The following is a 26941-nucleotide window of genomic DNA, read 5'->3' as shown; positions in this document are numbered from 1 at the left end:
GGCGGCGCCCCTCGCACCGTGCGAGGGGCGCCGCCGGTGTGGTGCGAGGTTGCGTACTCCGTGCGGGGCGCACGGGCTCGCACCGAGTACGGAACCTCGCACCACGCCAAGCGCGCGGTGCCAGACCTCGCACGGTGCGAGGGAGCGCGCGGCACCGGACCTCGCACGGTGCGAGGGGGCGCTACGTGCTGCGCCGCACCACCAGCTCGGGCGCGAGCAGTGTCTCGTCGCGGGGCTCCCCCTCGACCAGGGCCCGCACGGTGTCGAGCACCCGCTCCCCCATCGCCCGGAAGTCCTGCCGCACGGTGGTCAGCGGCGGCGTGAAGTGCGCGGCCTCGGGGACGTCGTCGAACCCCACCACCGCGATGTCGTCGGGAACCCGCAGCCCCTCGTCGGCGAAGGCGTGCAGCACCCCGAGGGCCATCTGGTCGTTGCCCGCGAAGACGGCGTCGACCGTCCCCACGTCGATATGCCGGGCGGCCGCGAAGCCGCTCGCCGGGGTCCAGTCGCCCTCGAGCACGACCGGTTCGAGCCCGGCGTCCTGCATGATCCGCACGTAGGTGGCACGACGCACCTCGGACTCCTGCGACACGTGCGGCCCGGCGATGTGCACGATCCGGCGGTGTCCGCGGTCGAACAGGTGCTGCATGACGAGCGAGGTGCCGGCCGCCTGGTCGATGGCGACGGCGGCGACGCTCGGTGCGACCGGGGTGCGGACGGCGTCGCGCTGCACGGCGTTCGACACCACGACGGGCACCGTGACCGGCACGGTGAGCGACGCGAGGGCGTCGAGCACCCGGTTGTCGGCGGCGACCAGCACGATCGCGGCGACGTCCTGCGCGAGCAGCGTGGTGAGCGCCCCGGACAGGTCGGACGGCCGCGGCTCCTCGGGCAGGGTCGACAGCAGCACGTGGTACCCCGCGGACCGCGCGGCCCGTTCGAAGCCGATCGAGGTGCTCGACGGCCCGTACAGCGCGTCGCCGGCGGTGATGATGCCGAGCGCCTTGCTCCGCCCACCGGCGAGCGCCCGGGCGGCGGCGCGGGGCCGGTACCCGAGCTCGGTGACGGCGTCGGTGACCTGCGTCCGGTACTGCTCTCGGACGGTCGGGTCGCCGTTGATCACGCGGGAGACGGTCTGGTGGGACACGCCGGCGCGTTCGGCGACGTCGAAGATCGTCGGGGCCTTCCGGCGCTTGCCGCCCCTGCCCTCGGGGGCGGTCGTGGTGCTCACGTGGCCAACCGTACCGCTCGGTCCGGCCGCCGCGGCAAGATCACGAAACGGCGGTGTTGAGTTGACACCCCGTCACGGAACCCACATGATGTGAGCGCTCACACGAGCGCATCCCACGGGGCACAGCAGCCCCGGCACCCGACCGCGTCGAGGACGACGCGAAGGAACAGAGGTACTTCGATGATGAAGCGCAGGATCATCGCGGGCGTCGCAGCCGTCGGCATCGCGATCTCGCTGGCCGCTTGCTCGGCCGGCGGCCGTGCGTCCACCGATGGTGGCGGCAGCGGCGACAACAAGGGCGCCCTCGTCGGCGTCGCCATGCCCACCAAGGTCTCCGAGCGGTGGATCAAGGACGGCAACGCCGTCAAGAGCGACCTCGAGAAGGCCGGCTACAAGGTCGACCTCGAGTACGGCGACAACAAGGTCCAGCAGCAGGCCCAGCAGGTCAGCAACATGATCACGAAGGGCGCGAAGGTCCTGATCATCGCGTCGATCGACGGTGGCGCGCTCTCCGACCAGCTCGACGCCGCCGCCAAGGCCGGCATCAAGGTGATCTCGTACGACCGCCTGCTCACGGGCAACAAGAACGTCGACTACTACGTGTCCTTCGACAACGAGAAGGTCGGCGTCGACCAGGCGAACAGCCTGCTCACCGGCCTGGGTGTGCTCGACGCGGACGGCAAGAAGACCGGCGAGAAGGGCCCCTTCAACATCGAGGTCTTCGCCGGCTCGCTCGACGACAACAACGCCGGGTTCTTCTTCAACGGCGCCATGAAGACGCTCAAGCCGTACCTCGAGGACGGCACGCTGAAGATCCAGTCCGGCCAGGACCAGCTGTCCCAGGCCGCGACGCAGCAGTGGGACCCGGCCACGGCCAAGGCCCGCATGCAGAACCTGATCGCCAAGTCCTACTCGGGCGGCACCACGCTCGACGGCGTGCTCTCGCCGTACGACGGCATCTCGATCGGCATCATCTCGGCGCTCCAGGGCGCCGGGTACGGCACGAGCGACCGTCCGCTCCCGACCGTCACGGGCCAGGACGCCGAGGCCGCCTCGGTCAAGTCGATCATCGCCGGCCAGCAGTACTCGACGATCTACAAGGACACGCGCAAGCTCGCCAAGCAGTCGGTCACCATGGCCGAGGACCTGCTCACCGGCAAGAAGCCCGAGGTCAACGACACGAAGAGCTACGACAACAAGGTCAAGGTCGTCCCGACCTTCCTGTTCCAGCCGACGGTCGTCACGAAGGACAACTACAAGGAAGTCCTCGTGGACTCGGGGTACTACACCGAAGCCGACCTGAAGTAGTCAGGCCCATCTCACGGACCGGAGGCGCGGTGCCAGCCCGCGCCGCGCCTCCAGTCCGTCTCCACCAGCGCGCCCACGCGCGCACGACGGAAAGGCGTCCACATGGCGGACACCATCCTCGAGATGCGGGACATCACCAAGACGTTCCCCGGCGTCAAGGCCCTGCAGGGCGTCTCGATCGAGGTCGAGCGCGGCCAGGTCCACGCGATCTGCGGCGAGAACGGCGCGGGCAAGTCCACGCTCATGAAGGTGCTGTCGGGTGTCTACCCGGCCGGCTCCTTCGACGGCGAGATCCTGCTCGACGGCGAACCCGTGCGGTTCGCGAACATCAACGACTCCGAGGCTGCGGGCGTCGTCATCATCCACCAGGAGCTGGCGCTCAGCCCCTTCCTGTCGATCGCCGAGAACATCTTCCTCGGCAACGAGCAGTCCAAGGGCGGCTTCATCGACTGGAACAAGACGAACCTGACGGCCGCCGAGCTGCTCAAGCGCGTCGGGCTGAAGGACAACCCCGTCACCAAGGTCGTCGACCTCGGTGTCGGCAAGCAGCAGCTCGTCGAGATCGCGAAGGCGCTCTCGAAGGAGGTGAAGCTCCTCATCCTCGACGAGCCCACCGCCGCGCTGAACGACGACGACTCCGCGCACCTGCTCGAGCTCATCCGCTCGCTGCAGGCCGAGGGCATGACGGCGATCATCATCAGCCACAAGCTCAACGAGATCAAGGCGATCGCGGACAAGGTCACGATCATCCGCGACGGCAAGACCATCGAGACGCTCGACATGCGGGCCGACGACGTGTCCGAGGACCGGATCATCCGCGGGATGGTCGGCCGTGACCTGTCGAACCGGTACCCCGAGCGCGAGAACCCCGTCATCGGCGAGGAACTGCTGCGGATCGAGGACTGGACCGTCCACCACCAGCTCGACTCGTCGCGCGAGATCATCCACCAGGCCAACCTCAACGTCCGCGCCGGCGAGGTCGTCGGCATCGCCGGGCTCATGGGCGCCGGCCGCACGGAACTCGCGATGAGCGTCTTCGGCCAGTCCTACGGCACCGGCATCAGTGGCACCGTCTACAAGCGCGGCACCCCGATCAAGACGCACACCGTCTCGCAGGCGATCGACAACGGCATCGCCTACGTCACCGAGGACCGCAAGCGGTACGGCCTGAACCTGATCGACGACATCAAGCGGAACATCTCCGGGTCGGCACTCGGCAAGCTCGCCAACTGGGGCTTCGTGAACTCCTCGGAGGAGACCACGGTCGCGACCCAGTTCCTCAAGAGCCTCAACATCAAGGCGCCGAACGTCGACGTCGTGACGGGGAAGCTCTCCGGCGGGAACCAGCAGAAGGTCGTCCTGTCGAAGTGGATGTACGCCGACCCCGACGTGCTCATCCTCGACGAGCCGACCCGCGGCATCGACGTCGGCGCGAAGTACGAGATCTACACGATCATCAACCAGCTCGCCGACCAGGGGAAGGCGGTCATCGTGATCTCGTCCGAGCTCCCCGAACTGCTCGGCATCTGCGACCGCATCTACACCCTCTCCGAGGGCACCATCACGGCCGACGTCCCGCGCGCCGAGGCGACGCCCGAGGTCCTCATGCAGTACATGACCCAGGAACGGGAGACCCCTGTCAATGAACGCGCTTAAGTCCGCCGTCGGCTACCTCACCGGGCAGCTCCGACAGATCGGCCTGTTCATCGCGCTGATCGTCATCGTCATCTTCTTCCAGGTGACCACGAACGGCATCACGCTGGCCCCGATCAACGTCTCGAACCTGATCGTCCAGAACAGCTACATCCTCATCCTGGCCATCGGCATGGTCATGGTCATCATCGCCGGACACATCGACCTGTCGGTCGGGTCGGTGGTCGCCTTCACCGGTGCCATGGCCGGCGTGATGATCACGCAGTGGAACATCCCGTGGCCGATCGCGGTCGTGCTCTGCCTGGTGGTCGGTGCGCTCGTCGGCGCCTGGCAGGGCTTCTGGATCGCGTACTTCGGGATCCCGGCGTTCATCGTGACGCTGGCGGGCATGCTCGCGTTCCGCGGCGCGGCGCAGATCGTCCTGCAGAACCAGCAGATCTCGCCGTTCCCCGCCGGCTTCCGCTCGCTCGGCTCCGGCTTCCTGCCGTCCTTCGGTACCACCGGGTACGAGCCGCTCACGATGATCCTCGGCTTCGCCGCCGCGGCCGTCATGGTGATCGCCGCGTTCCGCGGTCGCATCACGCGTCGCAAGTACCAGCTCGAGAGCGAGCCGTTCGCCTGGTTCATCGTGAAGACGGCGTTCGGCGCCGTGCTCGTGATCTACGTGGCGCTCCTGCTCGCCAGCTACAACGGCACCCCGATCGTGCTCGTCGTGCTCGGTGCCCTCGTGGTGATCTACTCGGTCGTCATGCGGAGCGCGGTGTTCGGCCGCCACATCTACGCGATCGGCGGCAACGCCCTGGCCGCGCAGCTGTCGGGTGTGAAGACGAAGCGCGTCACGTTCCTGCTCTTCGTCAACATGGGTGTCATCTCGGCCCTGGCGGGCGTGGTCTTCACCGGCCAGCTCAACCTGGCGGCACCGGGCGCTGGAAACGGCTTCGAGCTCGACGCCATCGCCGCCGTCTTCATCGGTGGCGCGGCCGTCACCGGCGGCATCGGCACCGTGCCGGGTGCCATCGTCGGTGGTCTGATCATCGGCCTGCTGAACAACGGCATGTCGATCCTCGGTGTCGGCACCGAGTTCCAGTCCCTGATCAAGGGTCTGGTGCTGCTCGCCGCCGTCGCGTTCGACGTGTTCAACAAGCGCCGGGCGGCGTCCGCGCGCAAGTAGCGTTCGCTTGGTGAGCAGAAACGGTCGGGTCCTCGATGGGGACCCGACCGTTTCTGCTCACGATCGCGACAGGACGGCCCAACCCCCGGCCGGGAGGCGCAGGGTCCCGTCCCCGAGATCGGCCCCGCCCGCCTCGACCTGCGTCGCGTCGGCCACGGGCACCTCGACGGGATCGTCCGACAGGTTCAGGGCGGTCACCACGGCGGCGTCCGCCGTCGCGGTCCGCAGCACCACGGCGGTGTTGGTCAGGTGCACGAGGTCGGTGTGCGCGCGGTGCAGCCACGGGTTCCGGCGACGCAGGGCGATGAGCGCCTCGTACGCGTGGGTCAGGTCCGTCGGCTCCGGCACCTCGGCCGGGAACTCCGGGCGGACCGCGTCGTCACCGCCCTCGCGTTCCTCCTTCACCCCGGTCCAGCCGTACTCGTCGCCCGCGTAGACCACCGGGGTCCCCGCCACCGTGAACAGCACCGCGGCGGCGTGCGCGGCGAACCGCTCCCCCACCGCGCTCGCGATCCGGGTGACGTCGTGGTTGCCGACGAACGTGGTCGGGGCGAAGGTGGCCAGCAGCGCGTCGTGCCGCTCGATCGCGTGCGCGAGCTCGTGGCCGTTGCGGTCCGCGATGCCGTGCCAGATCCCCTGCCACAGCTCGTACTGGGTCAGCGAGTCCATCGTCGAGTCGCGCGCGATCGCCGCCGCGTCGCCGTGGATCACCTCGCCGCTGAACCAGGCGTCCGGGAACCGCTCCCGCACCCGCGGCAGCACCCGCGCCCAGAAGGCCGGTGGCACCGCGTACGCCGCGTCGAGCCGCCAGCCGTCCACCCCGCGGTCCAGCCAATGGGTCATGACCTGCACCACGAGGTCCTCGGTGGCGCGGCTGTCGTGGTCGAGCGCGACGAGGATGTCGTGGCCCTCGAACAGCCCGACGGGCACGGACTCCCCCGGCTGCCACCCGGACCAGTCGATGGCGAACAGGTCGGCGGTCGGCGCCTCCGGGCCGTGGTCGGACAACGCGCGGAAGGCCGGGTGCTCACGGCCGACGTGGTTGAACACCCCGTCCAGCAGCACACGCACGCCCCGCTCGTGCGCCGCGGCGACCAGGGCGTCGAAGTCGGCGTCGTCGCCCAGGCGCGGGTCGATGCGGAAGTGGTCGACCGTGTCGTAGCCGTGGGTCGAGCTCGCGAACACCGGGCCGAGCAACAGCCCGTTCAGGCCGAGGTCGACGACGTGGTCGAGCCACGCGGTCAGGCGGTCGAGGCGGTGTTCGAGCGGACGCTCCCCCACCGGTGCCGTCGGACGGACCTCGGCGCCGACGAAGCCGAGCGGGTAGACGTGCCACCACATCACGTGCTGGACCCAGGCCGGCTCGGACGGACGGGCGGGGACGGTGTCGGGGTTCACCGCTCCGATGCTGCCAGGCGCACCTGGACCGCGTGCGTGGTCGCTGTGCAACGCCCTGCCGGGCAGGACGAGGATGGAGCCATGGGACGGGCGATCAGGACGGAAGCCGATGCGTCGGCGTCGGAGTCGGCACACGCCGAGCGCACCTGCGCCTCGTGCGGGCGACGGATGCCGTCGTCGGCGGCGACGGAGGCGAAGTGGTGTTCCGGAGCCTGCCGTCGACACGGTCTCGACGACACCGACCGGGCTCTGGAGCAGCGCATCGACGAACTGCTCGCGGCACGGGCGCGGACCTCGAGCATCTGCCCGTCCGAGGTGGCACGCTCGCTCGACCCGGACGACTGGCGACCGCTGATGGAGCCCGCGCGTCGAGCCGCCCGCCGCATGGTCGCGCGCGGCGAGGTCGAGATCACCCAGGGCGGGTCCGTCGTCGACCCGTCGACCGCCAAGGGTCCGATCCGCATCCGCCGTCCGCGGTGAGGGAACACGTGTCGCCCAACGTCGGTTGCATCGAAGGATGACTGCAACCGGATCGACCGAACCGACCCCTGCCCGCCGCGAAGCCCTGGTCGTCGGAGCCAGTGGCATCACCGGTTCCGCCCTGGTGCGCCACCTGCTCGACCTCGGCTGGGACGTGACGGCGCTCTCCCGCCGACCGCTCGCCGAACAGGGCGTCCGGACCGTCGCGGCCGACTTGCGCGACCCGGAGAGCCTGACGGCCGCACTCGCCGACGAGCACCCGACCCACGTCTTCTTCACCGCCTGGCAGCGGCAGGACACCGAGGCCGAGAACATCCGCGTGAACGGCGGCATGGTCCGCGACCTGCTCGTGGCACTGTCGCACGCTCCGCTCGAGCACGTCGCCCTCGTCACCGGCCTGAAGCACTACCTCGGCCCGTTCGAGGCGTACGCCGCCGGCGAGATGCCCGACACCCCCTTCCACGAGGAGGAGCCGCGCCTCGACACCCCGAACTTCTACTACGCGCAAGAGGACGAACTCTTCGCGGCCGCCGAGCGCCAGGGGTTCACCTGGTCGGTGCACCGCTCCCACACGGTGATCGGGCACGCCGTGGGCAACGCCATGAACATGGGCCTCACACTCGCCGTGCAGGCCACGCTGGCGAAGGAACTCGACCTGGACTTCGTGTTCCCCGGCAGTGAGGCGCAGTGGAACGGCCTGACCGACATGACCGACGCCGGCATCCTCGCCGAGCACATGGTGTGGGCCTCGACGTCACCCGAGGGTGCGGACGAGCCGTTCAACATCGTCAACGGTGACGTCTTCCGGTGGCGCTGGATGTGGCCGCGCCTGGCCGCGCACCTCGGTGTCGACCCCGCGCGCGTGGTGGGCTACGAGGACGCTCCGCGACCGCTCGAGGAGCAGATGGCGCCGTACGAGTCCGAGTGGGCCGGCATCGCCGAGCGCCACGGTCTCGCCGAGGCTGACATCACCCGGCTCGCCTCGTGGTGGCACACCGACGCCGACCTCGGTCGAGCGATGGAGGTCGTCACCGACATGGGGAAGAGCCGCGACGCCGGGTTCACGGCGTTCCGCCGGACCGAGCAGGCCTTCGCGGACCTGTTCGCGCGGTACCGGGCGGACCGGCTCATCCCCTGATCGGGGAGGGCGCCGATCAGAAGGCGTACCGGATCCGGCACGACGGCAGGTGCTCGGCCACGAGCTCGCGGAAGCGCTCGACGAGCTGCCCCTTCATGCCGGACCGGTAGCGCACGTTCACAGCACCGTTCTGGGACACCTTCTGCTCCTGCAGGTCCGGACGCCACAGCAGGTCTTCGGCCTTGGGATGCCACCCGAGGTTGACCTCGTGCAGGGGCTGGTTGTGGGTCAGGAAGATCACCTCGGCAGCGAGCTGCGCCTTGGCGGCCGGGGACAGCACGTCGTCGACCTGCCGGAGCAGCTCGGCCCAGTCCGACTCCCACGTCGGCGTGAGGATGACCGGCGAGAAGTTCAGGTGGACCTCGTACCCGGCGTCGACGAAGTCGTTCACCGCGGCGATGCGCTCGGCGATCGGGCTCGTGCGGATGTCGGTGACCTTCGCGGTCTCGTGCGGCATCAGTGAGAAGCGGATCCGGGTCCGGCCAATCGGGTCCCAGTCGAGCAGGTCGCGGTTGACGTACTTCGTGGCGAACGAGGCCTTGGCCGTCGGGGTCATCCGGAACAGGTCGCAGAGGTCGCGGACGTTGTCGCTGATCATCGCGTCGACCGAGCAGTCGCTGTTCTCGCCGATGTCGTAGACCCAGGCTTCCGTGTCGCACTGGTTCGGTTCGGTCTTCGGCCCCTGCTTGGCGATGTTCCGAGCCACGTGCTTGGTGATCTGGTCGATGTTCGCGAACACCGTCACGGGGTTGCTGTAACCCTTGCGCCGTGGCACGTAGCAGTAGGCGCACGCCATCGCGCAGCCGTTCGCGGTGGACGGTGCGATGAAGTCGGCGGAGCGACCGTTCGGCCGGGTCACCAGTGACTTCTTCACGCCGAGCACGAGCGCCTCGGTCTTGATCCGCACCCAGCGCTGGACGTTCCGTTCGTCGCCGTGCACCTCGGGGATGTTCCAGTGCGACTCGACCGGGACGATCTCGGCGTCCGGCCAGCGCCCGACGATCTCCTGCCCACGCTGCAGTTCGAGCGCGGCCGGCTCGGCGTAGATGCGTCGGACGTCGACCATCGGGCGGACGCGTTCGTGGCTCATCGGCTCCTGTCTACCCGGCACCACCGACGGTGCAGACTCGGACCATGACCGCCGAACCCGACGACCACTTCTTTGTCGTGGACGGCCGACGCTGGCGCCGCACCGACCCCGCCCTGCCCGAGGAGCTCGCCGCCGCACTCCGCTCCCACCTGGGGCGCGGGCGCAACGCCGTGAAGACCGCGAAGCGCGCGGGCGACGACGAGGCCCTGGCGGCGGCGCGGCACCGGAACGGCGTGGCCAAGCACGGACTGGGCGAACGCGGCCCCGAGTGGTGGTCCCGCCCCGAGGCCGACCGGATCGCCGATGCCGAGCAGGCCCTCGCCGACCTGGACGCTCTGCCGTGACGACGATCCGTCCACCGCGCTTGGATCGCATCCTGGACCTCATCGTGTTCGGCCCGGTGATGATCGGGACGGGAGTCGCACTCGCGGGCGTGGCCTTCGTACCCGGAGCATCGGCGCGGGTGTTCGTCTTCGTCCTCGGTGCCGCCTTCATCGCCGGTGGGATCTGGGCGACGGCCAGGACCCGGTACGTCGCCGTGCACCTGTGCGACGACACCCTCCGGTACTCGGGCTTCTTCGTGTCGTGGACGGCACCACGTGCCCAAATCACGACGGTGCTCGACGACGCGTTCGTCGAGTGGCGCGACGATCACGGGGCCGAACACCGACGGCAGATCTGGATGCTGACCCGAGCATGGGAGGACGACGGCACGACGTTCGCTCCGCTCTGGCGGTGGCGACGCGAGGCACTCCTCAAAGTTCGAGCGTGGGCGGCGGCTCGCGAGGTCCGAAACGTCCCATAACGCCCGCGATGGAGAGCAGAATCGGGCGTACCTGATCGAAACTTCCGACCAGGTACGCCCGATTCGACCAGGTACGCCCTATTCGACCAGGCGGCGCGGCTAGGCCTCGGTGTGCCCCAGGTCGGGCTCGACGAGCAGGCACGCGGTACGGGAAGCGGCGGCGTGCAGTTCGAGCACGACGAGCTCGTTGCGACCGTGGCGGAGCACCGGCCCCGGGATCGCCAGGGTCCGCTGTGGGCCTCGCGACCAGTACCGACCGAGGCAGAACCCGTTGACCCAGGCGACACCCTTCCGGAACCCGTCGAGCGACAGGTACCGGTCGTCCACGGTGTCGAGGTCGAACGAGCCAGCTGCGAACGTCGGTCCGGCGAGCACCTCGCCACCGGTCGGAGCGACCTCGGACAGCGCGGTCACGGCGGCAGGTGCGATGGGGTCGAGGGCGAGCGGCGATGCCGTCCACCGGGCGACCGGGACGCCGTCGATCGAGACGCCGCCGATCAGGCCCTTCGGCTCGCCGATGCGGATGCCGTAGTCGACGCGGCCCTGGTCCTCGACGAGGAGCTCGAGCGTGCCGGTCACCGGCGGCAGAGCGATGGCGCGGTCGTGGTGCTCACGCTCCAGGACCCCGACGACGACACCGTCGGCCGACACGATCGCTCGGTCGCGCACCTCGGTGCCGACGGTCAGCACCCCTCCGGCGGGCAGGTCGACCTCGGCGCGGTAGGCGACGAAGCCGCTCGCGGCCCCGAGGGCGTCGAAGGTCGGCGGCTCGTCGTGCGCGGACCACGTCGTGAGCGTGGGCAGCAGGGAACGGAGCGACGCGACGCGGTCCAGACGGACGGCGAGGTCCGTGGCGGGGGTGATCCGGGCCTCCAGGCCGTCGCCGGACGCGGCCACGGGACCGAGGCGACCCGATCCACCCGGCTCCATCGATGCCGGCAGCGGCGGGACGGGCGCGTAGCGCGCGATCACCGAGCGGAACGCGTGGAACTTCGACGTCGGCCGACCGGCCTCGTCGAGCGGGGCGTCGTAGTCGTACGACGTCGCGATCGGGCGGTAGACGCCCTTGTCGTTCGCGCCGTTCGTGAAGCCGAAGTTCGTTCCGCCGTGGAACATGTAGATGTTCACCGAGCCGCCGGCCGCGAGCAGGACGTCCAGGTCCTCGGCGCTGGCGGACGCCGGCGTGGTGTGGTGGTGCTCGCCCCAGCTGTCGAACCAGCCGTCCCAGAACTCCGAGCACATCAGGGGTCCGGTGGGCTGGGCCTGCCGCAGGCGCTCGAGCCGGGCGGCGGAGCGTGATCCGAACGAACCGGTCTTGTGCAGTGAAGGCAGGGAACCGTCCTCGAGCATCGTGCCCATCGGCTGGTCGACGCTCGTGAAGGGGACGGTCAACCCGATGTCTCGGTGCATCTGCTCGAGTGCGCGCAGGTACTCGGGGTCGGAGCCGTAGGCACCGTACTCGTTCTCGACCTGCACCAGGACGATGGGCCCGCCCTGGTCGATCTGCCGCGGGACCAGCACGGGGGCCAGGTGCTGCAGGTACGTCCGGACCGCTGCGAGGAACCCGGGCTCGTTGCGCCGGACGCCCACGGAGCCGTCCGCGAACAACCAGTACGGCAGCCCGCCGTTCGTCCACTCGGCACAGATGTAGGGGCCGGGGCGGACGATGGCGTGCATGCCCTCGGCGGCGACGAGGTCGAGGAAGCGGCCGAGGTCCAGGCCACCCGACAGGTCGAACACCCCGGGCGACGGCGCGTGCGCGTTCCAGGCGACGTAGGTCTCGATGGTGTTGAGGCCCATCAGCTTCGCCTTGCGGATCCGGTCGGCCCACAGGTCGGGGTGCACGCGGAAGTAGTGGATCGCGCCGGAGAGGACCCGGCGCGGCTCGCCGTCGAGCAGGAAGTCGGTGTCGCCGATGGCGAAGCGCATGGTGTGGTTCTTTCGTTGCCGGCCGGGCCGGGCGTGGAGCCGAGCCGGGCGTCGAGCCGGGCCGGGCCTGGAGCCGGCCGGGCGTGGAGCCGAGCCGGGCGTGGAGCCGAGCCGGGCGTGGAGCGGGGCCGTGCGGACGTGTCCGCACGGCCCCGCGGGGATGCTGTCGAACTACTTCGACGAGACCGTGAAGCCCTGGTCCTTGCCGTACTTGGCGAGGGCCTTCTGCCAGGCCTCGAGGCCGGCGTCGAGCGAGGTGCCGTTCTCGTACGCCTGACCGACGGTGTCGGCGTAGACGCTGTTCGCGTACACCTGGTAGGGCAGGTAGGTGAAGTCGTTGTCCGAGGACTTCGACGCGTCGACGAGCACCTTGTTGATCTGCTGGCCGCCGAAGTACTCCGGCTTCTCGTCGAGGAACGCCGACGAGTCGAGGTCAGCGGTGGTCGACGGGAAGCCGCCGGACTCCATGAAGACCTTCGTGGACTCCTTCGAGGAGTTCAGCCACTTGAGGAAGCCCGCGGCGAGTGCCGGGTTCTTCGACTGCTTCATGACGACCTGGGCGCTGCCGCCGTTGTTCGCGGTCTGGGCGGTGCCACCGTCGTAGGTCGGCATCGGGGCGACGCGCCAGTCACCCGAGGCCTGGGCGACGCCGGACTCCAGGTTGCCGGGCATCCAGGCGCCGGTGATCATCGTGGCGATCTCGCCGTTGCCGAGCTGCTTGTACCAGTCGTCGGTCCAGCCGACCGTCTTCGACAGCAGGCCCTGCTCGACGAGCTCGTTCCAGGTGCTCGTCCACTTCTTGGTGCCCTCGTCCTGCAGGTTGATGGTCACCTTGTCACCGTCGGTGGTGAAGGGGGTGCCACCGGCCTGGGCGATCATGCTCGTGGTGAAGCCGGCGTCGCCGGAGTCCGCCGCGATGTAGGCCTTCGGGTCTGCCTCGTGCAGCTTCTTGGCCGCGGTGACGTACTCGTCCCACGTCTTCGGCACGGCGATGCCGTGCTTGTCGAAGACCTTCTTGTTGTAGAACAGCGCCATGGGGCCGGAGTCCTGCGGCAGGCCGTAGACCTTGCCGTCGATCGACACCGAGCTCCAGGTGCTCTTCGCGAAGTCCTTCTCGAGCGAGTCGAAGCCGTAGCTCGACAGGTCGAGCAGCGACTCGGACAGCGCGAACTGCGGCAGGGCGTAGTACTCGACCTGGGCGACGTCGGGGGCGCCCGAGCCGGCCTTGATCGTGTTCTGCAGCTTCGTGTACTGGTCGGCACCGGTGCCGGCGTTGACGAGCTTGACCTTCACCTTGGGGTACTGCTTCTCGAACGCGGCGACCTGGGCCTTCGCCGACGGGGTCCACGACCAGTAGGTCAGGGTGCCACCGTCCTGCAGGGCCTTGTCGATGTCGTCGGCCGATCCGCCGGAGCCGGAGCCGCCGGAGGCGCACGCGGCGAGGGCGATCGCGGCGGTGACGCCGATGGCGAGGGCGCTGAGCCCGCGCCGGAGACGCTTGTTCATGGGAGTGCCTTTCACTTCTTCGTGGAGGGGGTGGTGCTGCTGTGTGCCGGACCGGGCGGCGCGTGGCGGGGTCGCCGTGCGCCTGGTGTCCGAGGGGTCAGGCCTTGACCGACCCGGCCGCGAGGCCGGACTGCCAGAAGCGCTGGAGGAAGAGGAACGCGACCACGATCGGGATGATCGTGAGGAGCGATCCCGTGACGACGAGGTTGTAGATCGGCTGCGCGCCGGACCCGGTGGCCTGCGCGTTCCACTGGTTCAGGCCGACCGTCAGCGGGTACCACTTCGGGTCGCTCAGCATGATGAGCGGCAGGAAGTAGTTGTTCCAGGTGGCGACGACCGCGAACAGCAGGACGGTGACGACACCGGGCGCGAGCAGGCGGAGCGCGATCGTGAAGAAGATCCGGAACTCACCGGCGCCGTCCATGCGGGCGGCCTCGAGCAGTTCGGCCGGGATCGCGTCGACCGCGTAGGTCCAGATCAGGTACATGCCGAACGGGCTGATCAGCGAGGGCAGGATGATCGCCCACGGGGTGTTGGTCAGGCCGACCTGCGAGAACAGCAGGAAGGTCGGGACCGCCAGGGCCGTGCCGGGGACCGCGATGGCACCGAGGACGACGGCGAAGACCGCGCGGCGACCGGGGAACTGGAACTTCGCCATGCCGTAGCCCGCGACGGTGGCGAGCAGGGTGGCCCCGCCGGCACCGACGACGACGTAGAGCAGCGTGTTGCCGAACCACTGCAGGAAGATGCCGTCGTTGTACGTCAGCGTGTCGACGATGTTCTGCCAGAGGTTGAAGTCCCCGCCGAACCACAGACCGAACGTGGAGAGCAGCGACGCCTGCGTCTTCGTGCTGTTCACGAGGAGGTAGAACAGCGGTGCGAACGAGTACACGACGAAGACGACCATGACCGCGGTGAGCAGGCCGGAACGCTTCGGCTTGCGTCCGCCTTCCGCGGTGCGGAGCTGCCTGGAGGCGCGGATCGAGCGGGTGCGCGGCGCACGTTGCGTCGTGGTCGCCTCGGTCACCGTGGCCGCTGCGGGCCCGGCGGGGTGCTGGATGGTGCTCATCGGTTCTCCTCGCGGGTGCCGCGGACCTGGACGACGTAGGCGATCACCGCGGTGATCACGCCCATCACGATCGCGACCGTGGCGGAGTAGTTGAACTGCTGACCGCTGAAGGACAGCGAGTAGGCGTACATGTTCGGGGTGAAGGCGCTGCCGATGACGTTCGGGGCGAGCGTCTTGAGCAGGTTCGGCTCGTTGAAGAGCTGGAAGCTGCCGATGATCGAGAAGATCGTGGCGATGACCATCGGGCCGCGGAGCGCCGGGAGCTTGATCGAGAAGACCGTGCGCATCGGGCCGGCACCGTCGAGCTCGGCCGCCTCGTACAGCTCACCGGGGACGGTGCGGAGTGCGGCGTAGAAGATCAGCATGTTGTAGCCGAGGAACTCCCACGTGACCACGTTGCCGATCGACGTCAGGACCCAGCTCGGGCTGAACGGCTGCAGCAGGTCGATGCCGAGCGCGTCGTTCGCGGCGCCCGTCAGACCGAACTGGTTGCCGTAGATGAAGCCCCAGATCAGGGCCGCGACGACCCCGGGGACGGCGTAGGGCAGGAACACCGCGATGCGGAAGAAGCTCGTCCCCCACAGTCGGGCGCTGTCCAGGGCCAGGGCGGCGACGAGCGCGAGGCCGAGCATGATCGGCACCTGGACGACCAGGAAGATCGCGACCCGACCGAACCCGGACCAGAACTTGGCGTCCTGGAAGAGCTGCACGTAGTTGGCGAACCAGACGAACTGGTTGCCGCCGATGAGCTGGTCGCGGAACAGGCTGAGCCAGAGCGCGTAGCCGATCGGCACGATGAGCATCAGGACCAGGACGACGACGAACGGGCCGACGAACAGCCATCCGGTGAACCGTCCCCGCGGCTTGGGGCGGCGGCCGGCGGGGCGCTCGGCGGTGGGGCGCGGTGCTGCCTCACCGGGGCGCGCTGCGAGCGTGCTCATGTGACTCCTTCGTCTGCTGCGTTCGGGTGGTCGATGTCGGCGGCTCGGCCCGCGCCGGATCAGGGTGTCCGGGCGGTCACCGATGTTGACGTCAACATCGAACGACGCGACGATAGCATGGCAACGTCAACATGCGCTAGCGTCCGGGGAGGCCGACCGCTCGGCCCCTCGATCCGGAAGGAGCGCCAGCGTGACGATGGAGTCCCCCGCCGGCACCCGCCGCGCCCCCTCGATGGCCGCCGTGGCCGACGCCGCCGGGGTGTCGATGCAGACGGTCTCACGCGTCGCCCGTGGCTTCGACAACGTCAGCCCGGAGACCCGCGACCGCGTCCAGCGCGCGATGGAGTCCCTCGGCTACCGGCCCAACCGTGCCGCCCGCGCCCTGCGCTCCGGCCGCTTCCGCACCATCGGCGTGATCATGTTCACGCTCGCTTCCTTCGGCAACATGCGCACGCTCGAGGCGATCGCCGACGCCGCCGGGGTCGCCGACTTCACGATCACCCTGCTGCCCATGGCCTCGCGCACCGAGGCCGGCGTCCGCTCCGCGTTCTCGCGCCTGCACGAACAGGCCGTCGACGGCGTCGTGATCATCATCGAGTCGCACATCATCGACACCGCCGAGGTCGTGCTGCCCGACGGCGTGCCCATGGTCATCATCGACTCCACAGGCAGCACCGACCACCCCGCGATCGACACCGACCAGGCCGACGGCGCCCGGCAGGCCACGCAGCACCTGCTCGACCTGGGGCACGAGACCGTCTGGCACGTCGCCGGGCCGGAGTCGTCGTACTCGGCAGCCCGTCGTCTCGCCGCGTGGCAGGACACCCTGACGCGCGCAGGTCGGCCGGTCCCCCCGGTGTTCCGCGGCGGCTGGACGACCGAGCACGGCTACGAGGCCGGGCTCGAGATCGCCGCACGACCGGAGATCACCGCGGTGTTCGCCGCGAACGACCAGACCGCCCTCGGGGTCCTGCGCGCCGCACACGAGTCCGGTCGCCCGGTGCCGTCGTCGCTGAGCGTGGTGGGGTTCGACGACTCCCCCGAGTCCGACTCGTTCTGGCCGCCGCTGACCACCGTGCACCAGTCCTTCGACGAGGTCGGCCGCCGAGCGGTCGCGAACCTGCTCGCCCAGATCGACGGCGAGCGCGTCAGCGTCGCGGCCGACCTGGTGCCGGTGCGGCTCGTCGAGCGGGCGAGCACGGCCGCGCCGCCGGCGCGCTGACGCGGCGCGCGTTTCGCGCTCCGCGACACTCCACGCGCGCGCGTCCCCGCGAGGTGTCGCCCAGGCCGTGGAGTCACCACGCGCCGGTCGGGAGGCCCGGGGCCAGGCCGCCACGGGCCTCCCGGCCGCCGCGCGGGCCACGTCACGGGCCCAGCGACAGTCCACGCGCCCATCAGCCCGTGAGGTGTCGCCCACCCCGTGAACTCGCCCCCGGCGCGCCCGCCGCGCGCGCCGCGCGCGCCGCGCGCCGCAACGCGCAGAGGACGTCGGGCGCGAGCGCCCGACGTCCTCTGTGCTCACTCGACGCCCGCCGTGGCGTGCGCCGAGGCGTCTTGTCAGCCGATCGAGACGGCGGTCCAGGAGACCGGCGGGAGCTCGATCGTGACGGTGTCGCCCTCGCGACGGACCGACTCGTTCGTGCGGAGCCCCACGCGTGAGGTGTCCTCCAGGTCGTTCACGGCGTGCAGGTCGTCGTCCCAGACACCCTCGGCGTGGACGTCGCCCGTCGCACCGATGCCGGCCAGGTCGATCGTCACCGTGGTCGGCTCGGACGGGTGGCGGTTGATCAGGAAGACCGCTGCCTTGCCGTCCTCGGACACGGTGGCGGCGGAGTCCACGACCGGGACCTCACCGTGCTTGCCACCGTCGACCGTGTCGCCCGAGGCCTTGACCTGCAGCGAGGTGCCCTGCGCCAGGCGCGAGGTGACCGAGAACGGGAAGAAGGTCGTCTGGCGCCAGGCCGGGCCGCCGGGCTCGGTCATGATCGGGCCGATCACGTTGACAAGCTGGGCGAGCGAGGCCGAGGCGACGCGGTCGGCGTGGCGGAGCAGCGAGATGAGCAGGCCACCCACGACGACGGCGTCGGCGACGGTGTAGACGTCCTCGAGCAGACGCGGGGCGACGGGCCACTCGTCGAGCGTGAAGGTCTTGGCCTTCGCCTCCCACTTCTTGATCGACCAGACGTTCCACTCGTCGAACGAGATGTCGATGCGCTTGTCGGACTTCTTCTGCGCCTGGACGTGGTCGGCGGCCGTGGTGACCGTCTTGATGAAGTGGTCCATGTTGGCGCCCGAGGCGAGGAACGACGGCAGGTCGTCGTCCTCCTCGTAGTAGGCGTGCGCGGAGATGTAGTCGACGTCGTCGTAGGTGTGCTCGAGGACGGTGCGCTCCCACTCGCCGAACGTCGGCATCGACGCCCCCGAGGAACCGCAGGCGACGAGCTCGAGGTCGGGCTGGATCTGCCGCATGGCCTTGGCGGTCATCGCGGCGAGCTTGCCGTAGTCGTCGGCGTTCTTGTGGCCGAGCTGCCACGGGCCGTCCATCTCGTTGCCGAGGCACCACATCTTGATGGCGAAGGGTTCCTGGCGACCGTTCGAACGACGGTATTCGGACAGTGCGGTCCCGGCGTCGATGTTCGCGTACTCGAGGAGCTCGATCGCCTCCTGCGTGCCGCGGGTGCCGAGGTTCACGGCGAGCATGAGCTCCGAGCCGACCTGGTCGAGCCAGTGCTGGAACTCGTGCAGGCCGACTTCGTTCGTCTCCGTCGAGTGCCAGGCCAAGTCGAGGCGGCGGGGGCGCTGCTCGACGGGGCCGACGCCGTCCTCCCACTTGTAGCCGGAGACGAAGTTGCCACCGGGGTAGCGGATGGCGGAGACGCCGAGTTCCTTGACGAGTTCGACGACGTCCTTGCGGAAGCCGTGCTCGTCGGCGGTCTCGTGGGTGGGCTCGTGGATGCCGTCGTAGACGTGGCGGCCGAGGTGCTCGACGAACCCGCCGAACAGGCGACGTCGCACCGGCCCCACGGTGAACGCGGCGTCGAGGACGAGGTGTGTGCGGGGCATGGATCTCCTTCGATCGTGGCAGTGCGGTTCGTGCGGGGAGCGGGTGGGGCCACGGACGGGAACCGAAGCGGGCCGTCACGAAAGTGAGCGCTCACCTGACAGAAACGCTACCGGGTTCCACGCCGTCGCGAAAGGGGTGGCGGATGCCGGGAGCGAGCGCTAATGTGAGCGCTCACGGAGCACCGGAAGGTCGTTCCGTGTCCGGAGCAGCAGTGCTCCGGGTCCGGAGCAGCGATGCTCCGGCGGGAGCACCGACCCTGTTCCCGAGCCCGGCCCATCCCGATGGAGTGATGCCATGCCGATCCCACCCGCAACACCCGCGTCGCGCCTCTCGCGCCGGGGCTTCCTCGCCGCCGGGGCAGCGGCCGCGACGGTCCTGCCGCTCGCCGCCTGCTCGAGCCCCCTCGCCGCCGGCCTCGCCGGAAGCGCACTCAACCCCGAGACCCTCGTCTTCTGGAACCTGTTCGGCGGCGGCGACGGCGTCCGCATGCAGGCCATGGAGGACGGCTACGCGAAGCAGCACGGCGGCTCGAGCGCGCTGCAGGGCACCACGTTCGCGTGGGGCAACCCGTACTACTCGAAGCTGACACTGGCGACCGTCGGGAACAAGCCGCCGGACGTCGCGGTCGCGCACCTGACCCGCGCGAAGCCGCTCTGGGACGGCGACCTGCTCGACCCGATCACGTCCGACGATCTGGCGAGCGTCGGCCTGAGCGCCGCCGACTTCAACCAGAAGGCCTGGGCGGCGCAGAAGACCGACGGCAACAACATCGCGGTCCCGCTCGACACCCACCCCTTCGTCCTCTTCTACAACGTCGACGTCTGCAAGAAGGCCGGCCTGATCGACGGCGACGGCAACCTCGTCGACCTCAACGGCATGGACAACTTCGAGAAGGCCCTCGCCGCGGTCGCCAAGGTCACCGGCGGCACGGCGCTCAACGTCGCGAACGTGGTGCCGGAGACGGCCACCCCGTGGCGCTTCTTCTGGACCATGTACAACCAGCTGAAGGACGCCACCCCGTTCATCAGCGACGGCGGATCGAAGCTCACGGTCAACGAGGACGCCTACAACGAGGTCACGAGCCGGACCCAGAAGTGGGTGAAGGAGGGCTGGCTGAACAAGGCCCTCGACTACGCCACCGCGCAGTCGCTCATGTTCGACGGCAAGGCCGGCTTCTTCATGCAGGGCGAGTGGGAGATCAGCACCGCGCAGTCGATCAAGGGCCTGAACTTCGGCATGGCGCCGATTCCCCAGCTCTACGACAAGCCGGCGACCCAGGCGGACTCGCACACGTTCGTCCTGCCGAAGAAGGCCCGCACGCCGGAGCAGCGCAAGCAGCACATGCTCTTCATCAAGCAGATGCTCGAGCAGAGCCTGACGTGGGCCGAGGGCGGGCACGTGCCGGCCTACATCCCGACGTTCGACAGCGCCGCGTACAAGAAGCTCACGCCGCAGTCGAACTACGCGGCCGCAGCCGAGACCGCCGTGTTCGACGACGCCGCCTGGTACGGCGGTTCGGGTTCGACGTTCGAGGGCACGGTCGGCGCCCAGCTCGCCCTCGTGCAGCAGGGCAGCTCGTCCCCCGCGCAGGCCCTCAGCGCCATCAAGTCGCAGCTCGCGACGTACCTCAACACCCCGAGCCCCCTGTGACCCGGCACGCAACCGCCCGTCGGGACCACCCCGGGCAGACGACCCCCGCGATCGCCGTGAACACCGCGCGAAAGGCACGATGACGTGACCACAGCACCTGTCCTCGACCGGCCGACCGACGCGGCCACCGCGCCGCGTCTCCGCCGGAACCGCTCCTACGGCTCCAGCGTGAACCGCGGCCAGGGCCGCAGCGGCTGGCTGTTCCTCGCCCCGTTCGGCCTGTTCTACGTGGCCTTCCTGCTCGGCCCGACGGTGTGGATGATCGTCACGAGCTTCTTCAACACCTCGACCGTCCGCACCGGGCTCGGCAGCTTCGCCGGGTTCGCGAACTACGCCGAGATGCTCGGGCGCAGCGACTTCTGGTCGTCGCTCTGGCACACGCTGCAGTTCACGCTGTACACGACCCCGCCGCTCGTCATCCTGGCGTTCGTGTTCGCCGTGCTGACGAACCGGATGAACCGCGGGCAGTGGTTCTTCCGTCTGGCGTTCTTCCTGCCGTTCATCCTGCCGTCGGCGACGATCTCGCTGATCTGGGTGTTCATCTTCACGCCGAGCACCGGTCTGTGGGCGAGCCTGCAGTCGGCGATCGGCATGACGCCCGGCTCCGGCATGCTGTCGAGCCCGAACACGGCCATGATCGGTGTCGCGATCGCCACCGTGTGGTGGACCCTCGGCTTCAACTTCGTGCTCTACCTGGCCGGTCTGCAGGAGATCCCGCGCGAACTGTACGAAGCAGCCGCCGTCGACGGCGCGTCGAACTGGCAGCAGATCAAGTCGATCACGCTCCCCCTGCTCGGCCGCACGACGACGCTGGTCGTCCTGCTGCAGATCATCGCGAGCCTGAAGATCTTCGACCAGGTCTACCTGATGACGAACGGCGGGCCGGGCATCTCGACCCAGGTCTCGCTGCAGCTCATCACCGGCGTCGGCTTCACCGACAACCGGCTCGGTGCCGCATCGGCCGCGTCGGTCCTCCTGTTCATCGTGATCGTGGCGATCGCGGTCATCCGGCAGCTCGTCGAGCGCGCTGCCGCCAAGCGAGAGATCGGGGCCTGACATGACCGCCACCGAGAGCATCACCACCGGTCGCAAGCTCCGCACCGGCGTCTCGTCCGCCGCTCCCACCAGCGCCGCGAAGATCGGCGTCAGCGGTCGTGGCTTCACGATCGCGTCGGGGATCGTCCTGACGATCTTCGCGATCATCTGGCTCATCCCGAGCGTGTTCGCCCTGAAGACGTCGCTGTCCGACAACGGCGTCGCCGCCCTCGGCGCGAACGCGATCCTGTCGAACTGGAACCCGACGCTGCACTCGTACTCGTCGCTGTTCCAGGCCGGCGACATCTGGAACTGGTACCTCGCCAGCGCCATCACGAGCGTCGTCACCGCGGCACTCACCGTGCTGTTCGCGTCGATGGCGGCGTTCGCCCTGTCGCGGCTGGTGTTCCGTGGCCGCAACATCGCGTTCCTGCTCATCATCCTCGGGATCATGATCCCGACGCAGGTGCTGATCATCCCGATCTTCCAGGAGCTCAACGCGGTCGGCCTGCTCAACACCTACTGGTCGGTGATCTTCCCGCAGGTGCCCGCCGTGATCGCGGTGTTCATCTTCAAGCAGTTCTTCGACGGCATCCCGAAGGAGCTCGAAGAGGCGGCGCGCATCGACGGCGCCGGCATCTGGAAGGTCTACTGGTCGGTCATCCTGCCGCTGTCTCGTCCGGTGATCGCGGCCGTGACGATCCTGACCTTCGTCGGGGTGTGGAACAACCTGCTGCTGCCGCTGTTCGTGCTGTCCAACCCGGACCTCATGACCATCCCGGTCGGGCTCGCCACGGTCCAGGGCAGCTTCGGGCAGCGCTACGCCGACATCCAGGCCGGTGCGATCCTCGCGGCGCTGCCGCTGATCATCCTCTACCTGATCTTCCAGCGGCAGATCGTGGAGGGCGTGACGGGCTCGGGCCTCAAGGGCTGACGCCACCCCACCACGGACGGGAGGCCCGGTGCCAGCGGGCACCGGGCCTCCCGTCCGTCCGTTGGTCGCGTCGCATGCGCGGCGCGGCTGGCGAGAGCGGGCGTACCTGGCGGAACCGGGCGTACCTGGGCGGAAGTTCTGTGGCAGTACGCCCGAAAGCACCAGGCACCGCGCCCGCCAGGGGAAGGACCGGGCGTAGCGGGCGGAACCGGGCGTACCGGGTGGAACCGGGCGCACCGGGCAGAACCGGGCGCACCTGGCGCGACCGGGCGTACCTGGTCAGAACGGTCGTACCCGGGCAGAAGTTCCGTGGCGGTATGCCCGAAAGCACCAGGCAAGGCGCGCGCAAGGGGAAGGACCGGGCGTACCTGGCAGAACCGGGCAGACCTGGCAGAACCGGGCATGACTGGCGGGACCGGGCGTACCTGGCGGAACCGGGCATACCTGGGCAGAACGGGCGTACCTGGGCAGAAGTTCTGTGGCAGTACGCCCGGAAGCACCAGGTGCCGCGCGGGTCAGGCGGTGACGGAGACCTTCGTCTCGTGCTTCCAGAACCCGGAGAACGTGATGCGCGACTTCGGCAGGCCCGCACGGTGCAGGTGGCGGCGGCCCTCCGTTGCGAGGCGCGACTCCCCCACGACGAACGCGTAGCCCTGGTCGTCGGACGGCACGTGCCGCTGCAGTTCGGCAAGTGCACCACTGCCTGGGATGGTGCCCGGCTGCCGGACGATCCAGGTCACCTGCACGCCCGTGGGGGCGTCGAGGTCGCGGATGTCGGCGGCGGTCGGGACCTCTTGGATGATGCGGCCGACGGTGTCGCGCGGCAACGAGGCGGCGATGCCGACGACGCCGGGCAGGCCGGTCTCCTCGGCGGCGACGACGACCTCGCTGGTACCGGCGGGGACATCGAAGATGCAGCCCTGGTCGAGCATCGCGAGCTCCTCGCCGGGACGTGCGGCGCAGGCCCAGATCGCGGCGCGGCCCTCGAGCTCGCCGCGGTGGTCCAGGTGCACGACGAAGTCGATGTCGAGCTCGGCGGTGCCGTCGGCGAGGAGGCGGTACGCGGCGACGGTGTAGTTCGCGCAGTGGGGGCGGATGTCCTCGGGGATGCCGAGGAACGTCGGCCACCACTTCTTGCCGTCCAGGTCGGGCATCCGGAAGGCGTCCTGGTCGGGGCGTCGGACGAACAGGCGGAACCAGTGGTCGAAACCGAGGTAGCCGAACTCGTGCAGGTCGTCCCCGGTGACGGTGACGCGCTGCATCGAGGGGGTCACCCGCTGGGTCCGGAGGACACGGGCGCGGAAGAGCCGGGGGTTCGTCGGCAGGAGCCGCGGGGTCTTCGCCATGAGGCAAGGCTAACCTAAGATGACTTCCGTGCCAGCCCCCAATCCCGTTCTGGCTTCCGGTCCGGAGGCCCCCGAACCCGACGCGTCCCGAGCCCGAGCCGGCGATGCGTCCCGCGCCCTCGGCGTCCACCGGACCGCGATGCGGCGGCGGACCGCGGTGATCGTCGGACTCGTCGTCGCCCTGGTGCTCGTCGCCGTGGCGAGCATGCTGCTGGGCAGCAACCGCATCGGTGTCGCCGACGTGTGGGCGGGGCTCACACGCTCCGGGTCGAGCACCGACGAGGCGATCGTGTGGGGCTCCCGCATCCCGCGCACGCTGATCGGTGCTGCGGTCGGTGCGGCCCTCGGCATCGCCGGACTCCTCATGCAGGGACACACCCGCAACCCGCTCGCCGACCCCGGCCTGTTCGGCGTCTCGTCAGGAGCGGGGCTCGCGGTGGTGCTCGGCGTCTACGTGTTCGGGGTGACGAGCACGAGCGCGACCGTCTGGTTCGCCCTGGTCGGGGCCCTGGTCGCCAGCGTCGTCGTCTTCTCGGTGACCATCGCCGGCAGCGGCACGGCCAGTCCGGTTCCGCTCGCCCTCGCCGGGGCCGCGGTGTCGGCACTGCTCGCCGCCCTGACCTCCTTCGTCGTGCTCACCGACCAGGCCTCGCTCGACGCGTACCGGCTCTGGGTCGTCGGATCGCTCGCCGCACGACAGCTCGACATCCTCGGGGCGGTGTGGCCGTTCCTGGCCGCCGGGCTCGTGCTCGCGGTGCTGAACGCCCGCGCCCTCGACGCCCTCGGGCTCGGGTCCGAGCTGGCGAAGGGGCTCGGCGAGAACGTGCTCGTCGCCCGGCTCGTCGGCCTGGGCGGGATCACGCTGCTCGCCGCCGGCGCCACCGCTGCTGCCGGCCCGATCGGCTTCGTCGGCCTGACCGTGCCGCACGTCGCCCGCGCGCTCGTCGGCACCGGACACCGCTGGACCCTGCCGGTCTCCGGTCTGGTCGGCGCCGCCCTCGTGCTGCTCGCCGACGTCATCGGTCGCCTGATCGGCGGGTTCTCCGAGGTCGAGGTCGGCATCGTGCTCGCCGTCATCGGCGGCCCCGTGTTCGTCGCCGTGGCCCGTCGCCGATCGCTGGTGTCACTGTGAGCGGGGCAGCGGTGCGCAGCACCGGCAGCACGCCCGCCCCCGCCCCCCACACCCCCGGCCGCGCCGGCATCCGCATCGGCCCCGTCGGCCTCGCCTGGCGCCCGCGGGTGTTCTGGTACACCGTCGGATCGCTCGCCACCGTCCTGGTGCTCATCGTGATCGGGACTGCGGTCGGCTCGACGTGGATCGCTCCCGGGGTCGTCATCAGATCCCTGCTCGGCCTGGAGTCCGGTCCGGACGCCTTCATCATCACCACCCTGCGCCTGCCCCGCGTGCTCACCGGCGCACTCGTCGGCCTGACGCTCGGGGTCGCCGGGGCGCTCACCCAGACCTTCACCCGAAACCCCCTCGGGACCCCGGACATCATCGGTGTCACCGCGGGCGCGAGCGTCGGTGCGGTCGCGGCCATCGTGCTCGGCGGCGGGACGTACTCGGTCTCGTCCCTGCTGCTCGGTGGCGGGATCCCGGTGGCTGCCACGATCGGCGCCCTGGCCGCTGCGGTCCTGGTGTACGGCCTGGGCTGGCGCGGCGGTGTGCAGAGCTACCGGCTCGTGCTGGTCGGCATCGGCGTGAGCGCGACGCTCGACGCCGTGACGAGCTACCTGCTCGTCCGCGCGAAGATCACCGTCGCCACCGCGGCGTCGCAGTGGCTCGTCGGCAGCCTGTCGAGCACCTCGTGGGAGAGCGTCTGGCCGCTGCTCGTGGTGGCCGTCGTCGCGGTGCCGATCGCACTGGCGACGAGTGCGGCGCTCGGCATCGGGCAGCTCGGCGACGAGGTCGCGACCGGCGTCGGTCTCGGCGTCCAGCGGCACCGGCTGCTCGTCATCGCGCTCGCGGTCGTGCTGACCGCCGCCGCCGTGGCCGCCGCGGGGCCGGTCGGCTTCGTCGCGTTCGTCGTGCCGCAGGTCGGGCTCCGGCTCGCCGGCACGAACCGGCCGCCGCTGCTGCTCGCCGGTGCCCTCGGCGCCGTGCTCGTGCTCGCCGCCGACCTGCTGTCCCGTTCCGCGTTCCCGTGGCAGGTGCCGGTCGGCATCATCACCACCGTGATCGGGGCGCCGTACCTGATCTGGCTCCTCGTCCGTCACCGCAAGGAGATGTCCCGATGACAACACCGCACCAGCACGAGCACCAGCAGCAGCAGCACCAGCACCAGCACCAGCACCACACCCCCGTCCTCGAAGCCACGGCCCTGTCCGTCGGCTACGACCGCCAGCCGGTGCTGCGCGACCTGGACCTGCGCATCGAACGCGGCACCGTCACGACGTTCCTCGGCGCGAACGGCTGCGGCAAGTCGACGCTGCTCAAGGCGTTCGGCCGCGTGCTCAAGCCGCAGGCCGGCGAGGTCCTGCTCGACGGCACCCCGATCCGCAGGGAACCGAACCGCCAGGTCGCCCGCAAGCTCGCGATCCTGCCGCAGTCCCCCGTCGCCCCCGCGGGAACCAGCGTCCTCGACCTGGTGATGCGCGGCCGGAACCCGCACCAGTCGTGGGCGAAGCCGTGGACCGCCGAGGACGCGGCCGTCGCCGAGGAGGCCATCGCCGCCACCGGTCTGACCGAGGTCGCGCACCGCGACGTCACGAGCCTGTCCGGTGGGCAGCGCCAGCGTGCCTGGATCGCCATGGTCGTCGCACAGCAGGCCCAGACACTCCTGCTCGACGAACCGACGACCTACCTGGACCTCGCGCACCAGCTCGAGGTCCTGCGGCTCGTCCGGCGGCTGAACCGCGAGCAGGGTTCGACGATCGTGATGGTGCTGCACGACCTGTCGCTCGCGGCGCGGTACTCCGACCGGCTCGTGGTGCTGCACGACGGCGGGGTCGTGGCCGACGGCACACCCCACGACGTCCTCACCCCGGCACTGCTCGAGCAGGCGTTCGGTCTGCACGCCCGGGTGTTCGCCGACCCGGTGACCGGTGCGCCGATGATCGTGCCCGAGGCGGACGAGCACGACCCCGTGCCGAGTGCCCCGACGGAGCACACGACCCCGAGCGTCCCGACCGAGCACACGGTCCCGACGAAAACCGAAGACGTGCTGGCGAGTGCCGCGAACTTAGGTTAGCC

Annotated in this window: 23 protein-coding genes; 14 read left to right on the top strand and 9 right to left on the bottom strand. The window is 69.9% G+C overall.

From position 1 onward, the window contains the following. Window positions 1-181: 181 nt before the first annotated feature. The gene (locus ABRP24_RS16780) at window positions 182-1231 is read right to left on the bottom strand and encodes a substrate-binding domain-containing protein (RefSeq protein ID WP_081827356.1); all 1050 of its coding nucleotides are present in this window, start codon (window positions 1229-1231) and stop codon (window positions 182-184) included. A 180-nt stretch (window positions 1232-1411) separates the two neighbouring features. Between ABRP24_RS16780 and chvE the strand changes: the two genes are divergently transcribed. From chvE to mmsB, 3 genes are all read left to right on the top strand, one after another. Next, window positions 1412-2539, top strand: coding sequence for a multiple monosaccharide ABC transporter substrate-binding protein (gene chvE, locus ABRP24_RS16775; protein WP_027466162.1), 1128 nt, complete (start codon window positions 1412-1414; stop codon window positions 2537-2539). 102 nt (window positions 2540-2641) lie between these two features. After that, on the top strand, window positions 2642-4195 hold the full coding sequence (mmsA, locus tag ABRP24_RS16770) for a multiple monosaccharide ABC transporter ATP-binding protein (protein ID WP_027466161.1): 1554 nt from the start codon (window positions 2642-2644) through the stop codon (window positions 4193-4195). Next, on the top strand, window positions 4182-5363 hold the full coding sequence (gene mmsB, locus ABRP24_RS16765) for a multiple monosaccharide ABC transporter permease (RefSeq protein ID WP_027466160.1): 1182 nt from the start codon (window positions 4182-4184) through the stop codon (window positions 5361-5363). The genes mmsA and mmsB overlap by 14 nt, the downstream gene beginning before the upstream one ends. A 57-nt stretch (window positions 5364-5420) precedes the next feature. On the opposite strand, the gene ABRP24_RS16760 is transcribed toward mmsB, so the two are convergent. Beyond that, window positions 5421-6704 (bottom strand): alpha-amylase family glycosyl hydrolase, encoded by a 1284-nt coding sequence (locus tag ABRP24_RS16760; protein WP_371836763.1) that lies wholly within the window; start codon window positions 6702-6704, stop codon window positions 5421-5423. Window positions 6705-6842: 138 nt separating this feature from the next. Between ABRP24_RS16760 and ABRP24_RS16755 the strand changes: the two genes are divergently transcribed. Beyond that, entirely contained in the window at window positions 6843-7241 is a 399-nt protein-coding gene (locus ABRP24_RS16755) for a DUF3253 domain-containing protein (protein WP_301600925.1), read from the top strand. 37 nt (window positions 7242-7278) lie between these two features. Further along, entirely contained in the window at window positions 7279-8379 is a 1101-nt protein-coding gene (locus ABRP24_RS16750; protein ID WP_301565754.1) for an SDR family oxidoreductase, read from the top strand. A gap of 16 nt (window positions 8380-8395) precedes the next feature. On the opposite strand, the gene ABRP24_RS16745 is transcribed toward ABRP24_RS16750, so the two are convergent. Further along, the gene (locus ABRP24_RS16745) at window positions 8396-9469 is read right to left on the bottom strand and encodes a spore photoproduct lyase family protein (RefSeq protein WP_301600924.1); all 1074 of its coding nucleotides are present in this window, start codon (window positions 9467-9469) and stop codon (window positions 8396-8398) included. Window positions 9470-9513: 44 nt separating this feature from the next. Between ABRP24_RS16745 and ABRP24_RS16740 the strand changes: the two genes are divergently transcribed. After that, complete coding sequence (locus ABRP24_RS16740; RefSeq protein ID WP_301600923.1) at window positions 9514-9813, top strand: biopolymer transporter Tol; 300 nt, start codon at window positions 9514-9516, stop codon at window positions 9811-9813. Window positions 9814-9833: 20 nt separating this feature from the next. Further along, complete coding sequence (locus ABRP24_RS16735) at window positions 9834-10274, top strand: hypothetical protein (RefSeq protein WP_301600922.1); 441 nt, start codon at window positions 9834-9836, stop codon at window positions 10272-10274. Window positions 10275-10373: 99 nt separating this feature from the next. Here ABRP24_RS16735 and ABRP24_RS16730 read toward each other — a convergent pair whose 3' ends face one another. The 4 genes from ABRP24_RS16730 to ABRP24_RS16715 form a co-directional block, all read right to left on the bottom strand. Beyond that, complete coding sequence (locus ABRP24_RS16730) at window positions 10374-12203, bottom strand: beta-galactosidase (protein WP_301600921.1); 1830 nt, start codon at window positions 12201-12203, stop codon at window positions 10374-10376. Between the two features lie 171 nt (window positions 12204-12374). Further along, on the bottom strand, window positions 12375-13709 hold the full coding sequence (locus ABRP24_RS16725; protein ID WP_173034953.1) for a sugar ABC transporter substrate-binding protein: 1335 nt from the start codon (window positions 13707-13709) through the stop codon (window positions 12375-12377). A 97-nt stretch (window positions 13710-13806) separates the two neighbouring features. After that, window positions 13807-14778, bottom strand: coding sequence for a carbohydrate ABC transporter permease (locus tag ABRP24_RS16720; RefSeq protein ID WP_027466151.1), 972 nt, complete (start codon window positions 14776-14778; stop codon window positions 13807-13809). Beyond that, entirely contained in the window at window positions 14775-15719 is a 945-nt protein-coding gene (locus ABRP24_RS16715; protein ID WP_027466150.1) for a carbohydrate ABC transporter permease, read from the bottom strand. Before ABRP24_RS16715 ends, ABRP24_RS16720 begins: the two co-directional genes overlap by 4 nt. Before the next feature lie 196 nt (window positions 15720-15915). Here ABRP24_RS16715 and ABRP24_RS16710 point away from each other — a divergent pair, with 196 nt between their 5' ends. After that, window positions 15916-16941: a LacI family DNA-binding transcriptional regulator gene (locus ABRP24_RS16710; protein WP_035808788.1), complete on the top strand. Its 1026-nt coding sequence runs from the start codon at window positions 15916-15918 to the stop codon at window positions 16939-16941. 335 nt (window positions 16942-17276) lie between these two features. Here ABRP24_RS16710 and ABRP24_RS16705 read toward each other — a convergent pair whose 3' ends face one another. After that, entirely contained in the window at window positions 17277-18782 is a 1506-nt protein-coding gene (locus tag ABRP24_RS16705; RefSeq protein ID WP_301625826.1) for an alpha-N-arabinofuranosidase, read from the bottom strand. 295 nt (window positions 18783-19077) lie between these two features. Here ABRP24_RS16705 and ABRP24_RS16700 point away from each other — a divergent pair, with 295 nt between their 5' ends. The 3 genes from ABRP24_RS16700 (at window position 19078) to ABRP24_RS16690 (ending at window position 22402) form a co-directional block, all read left to right on the top strand. Next, on the top strand, window positions 19078-20433 hold the full coding sequence (locus ABRP24_RS16700) for an extracellular solute-binding protein (protein WP_027466147.1): 1356 nt from the start codon (window positions 19078-19080) through the stop codon (window positions 20431-20433). An 84-nt stretch (window positions 20434-20517) separates the two neighbouring features. Beyond that, a complete protein-coding gene (locus ABRP24_RS16695) occupies window positions 20518-21489 on the top strand; it encodes a carbohydrate ABC transporter permease (RefSeq protein WP_027466146.1) in 972 nt (323 codons plus the stop codon). Between the two features lies 1 nt (window position 21490). Next, window positions 21491-22402, top strand: coding sequence for a carbohydrate ABC transporter permease (locus ABRP24_RS16690; RefSeq protein WP_027466145.1), 912 nt, complete (start codon window positions 21491-21493; stop codon window positions 22400-22402). Between the two features lie 515 nt (window positions 22403-22917). Here ABRP24_RS16690 and ABRP24_RS16685 read toward each other — a convergent pair. After that, window positions 22918-23748, bottom strand: a complete 831-nt coding sequence (locus tag ABRP24_RS16685; protein ID WP_349849975.1) for a siderophore-interacting protein — start codon at window positions 23746-23748, stop codon at window positions 22918-22920. 28 nt (window positions 23749-23776) lie between these two features. On the opposite strand from ABRP24_RS16685, the gene ABRP24_RS16680 reads away from it, so the two are divergent. Genes ABRP24_RS16680 through ABRP24_RS16670 form a run of 3 tightly spaced genes read left to right on the top strand, consistent with a single transcriptional unit; the run spans window position 23777 to window position 26939 of the window. Further along, the gene (locus ABRP24_RS16680; protein WP_349849978.1) at window positions 23777-24880 is read left to right on the top strand and encodes an iron ABC transporter permease; all 1104 of its coding nucleotides are present in this window, start codon (window positions 23777-23779) and stop codon (window positions 24878-24880) included. Window positions 24881-24891: 11 nt separating this feature from the next. After that, complete coding sequence (locus ABRP24_RS16675) at window positions 24892-25986, top strand: iron chelate uptake ABC transporter family permease subunit (protein WP_301565760.1); 1095 nt, start codon at window positions 24892-24894, stop codon at window positions 25984-25986. After that, the gene (locus tag ABRP24_RS16670) at window positions 25983-26939 is read left to right on the top strand and encodes an ABC transporter ATP-binding protein (RefSeq protein ID WP_301565761.1); all 957 of its coding nucleotides are present in this window, start codon (window positions 25983-25985) and stop codon (window positions 26937-26939) included. The genes ABRP24_RS16675 and ABRP24_RS16670 overlap by 4 nt, the downstream gene beginning before the upstream one ends. Window positions 26940-26941 lie beyond the last annotated feature (2 nt).

This window comes from Curtobacterium sp. WHRI 8282 (assembly GCF_040223925.2).
GTDB classification, from domain to species: domain Bacteria; phylum Actinomycetota; class Actinomycetes; order Actinomycetales; family Microbacteriaceae; genus Curtobacterium; species Curtobacterium flaccumfaciens.
The sequence above is the reverse complement of the archived record's forward strand: the minus strand, read 5'-3'. Positions and strand labels throughout refer to the sequence as shown.

Excerpts from the sequence above, each read along its gene's own strand:
- chvE (WP_027466162.1), top strand. The coding sequence starts at position 1,412 with ATGATGAAGCGCAGGATCATCGCGGGCGTCGCAGCCGTCGGCATCGCG.
- mmsA (WP_027466161.1), top strand. The coding sequence starts at position 2,642 with ATGGCGGACACCATCCTCGAGATGCGGGACATCACCAAGACGTTCCCC.
- mmsB (WP_027466160.1), top strand. The coding sequence starts at position 4,182 with ATGAACGCGCTTAAGTCCGCCGTCGGCTACCTCACCGGGCAGCTCCGA.
- ABRP24_RS16760 (WP_371836763.1), bottom strand. The coding sequence starts at position 6,704 with ATGTGGTGGCACGTCTACCCGCTCGGCTTCGTCGGCGCCGAGGTCCGT.
- ABRP24_RS16755 (WP_301600925.1), top strand. The coding sequence starts at position 6,843 with ATGGGACGGGCGATCAGGACGGAAGCCGATGCGTCGGCGTCGGAGTCG.
- ABRP24_RS16750 (WP_301565754.1), top strand. The coding sequence starts at position 7,279 with ATGACTGCAACCGGATCGACCGAACCGACCCCTGCCCGCCGCGAAGCC.
- ABRP24_RS16745 (WP_301600924.1), bottom strand. The coding sequence starts at position 9,469 with ATGAGCCACGAACGCGTCCGCCCGATGGTCGACGTCCGACGCATCTAC.
- ABRP24_RS16740 (WP_301600923.1), top strand. The coding sequence starts at position 9,514 with ATGACCGCCGAACCCGACGACCACTTCTTTGTCGTGGACGGCCGACGC.
- ABRP24_RS16730 (WP_301600921.1), bottom strand. The coding sequence starts at position 12,203 with ATGCGCTTCGCCATCGGCGACACCGACTTCCTGCTCGACGGCGAGCCG.
- ABRP24_RS16725 (WP_173034953.1), bottom strand. The coding sequence starts at position 13,709 with ATGAACAAGCGTCTCCGGCGCGGGCTCAGCGCCCTCGCCATCGGCGTC.
- ABRP24_RS16720 (WP_027466151.1), bottom strand. The coding sequence starts at position 14,778 with ATGAGCACCATCCAGCACCCCGCCGGGCCCGCAGCGGCCACGGTGACC.
- ABRP24_RS16715 (WP_027466150.1), bottom strand. The coding sequence starts at position 15,719 with ATGAGCACGCTCGCAGCGCGCCCCGGTGAGGCAGCACCGCGCCCCACC.
- ABRP24_RS16710 (WP_035808788.1), top strand. The coding sequence starts at position 15,916 with ATGGAGTCCCCCGCCGGCACCCGCCGCGCCCCCTCGATGGCCGCCGTG.
- ABRP24_RS16705 (WP_301625826.1), bottom strand. The coding sequence starts at position 18,782 with ATGCCCCGCACACACCTCGTCCTCGACGCCGCGTTCACCGTGGGGCCG.
- ABRP24_RS16700 (WP_027466147.1), top strand. The coding sequence starts at position 19,078 with ATGCCGATCCCACCCGCAACACCCGCGTCGCGCCTCTCGCGCCGGGGC.
- ABRP24_RS16690 (WP_027466145.1), top strand. The coding sequence starts at position 21,491 with ATGACCGCCACCGAGAGCATCACCACCGGTCGCAAGCTCCGCACCGGC.
- ABRP24_RS16685 (WP_349849975.1), bottom strand. The coding sequence starts at position 23,748 with ATGGCGAAGACCCCGCGGCTCCTGCCGACGAACCCCCGGCTCTTCCGC.
- ABRP24_RS16670 (WP_301565761.1), top strand. The coding sequence starts at position 25,983 with ATGACAACACCGCACCAGCACGAGCACCAGCAGCAGCAGCACCAGCAC.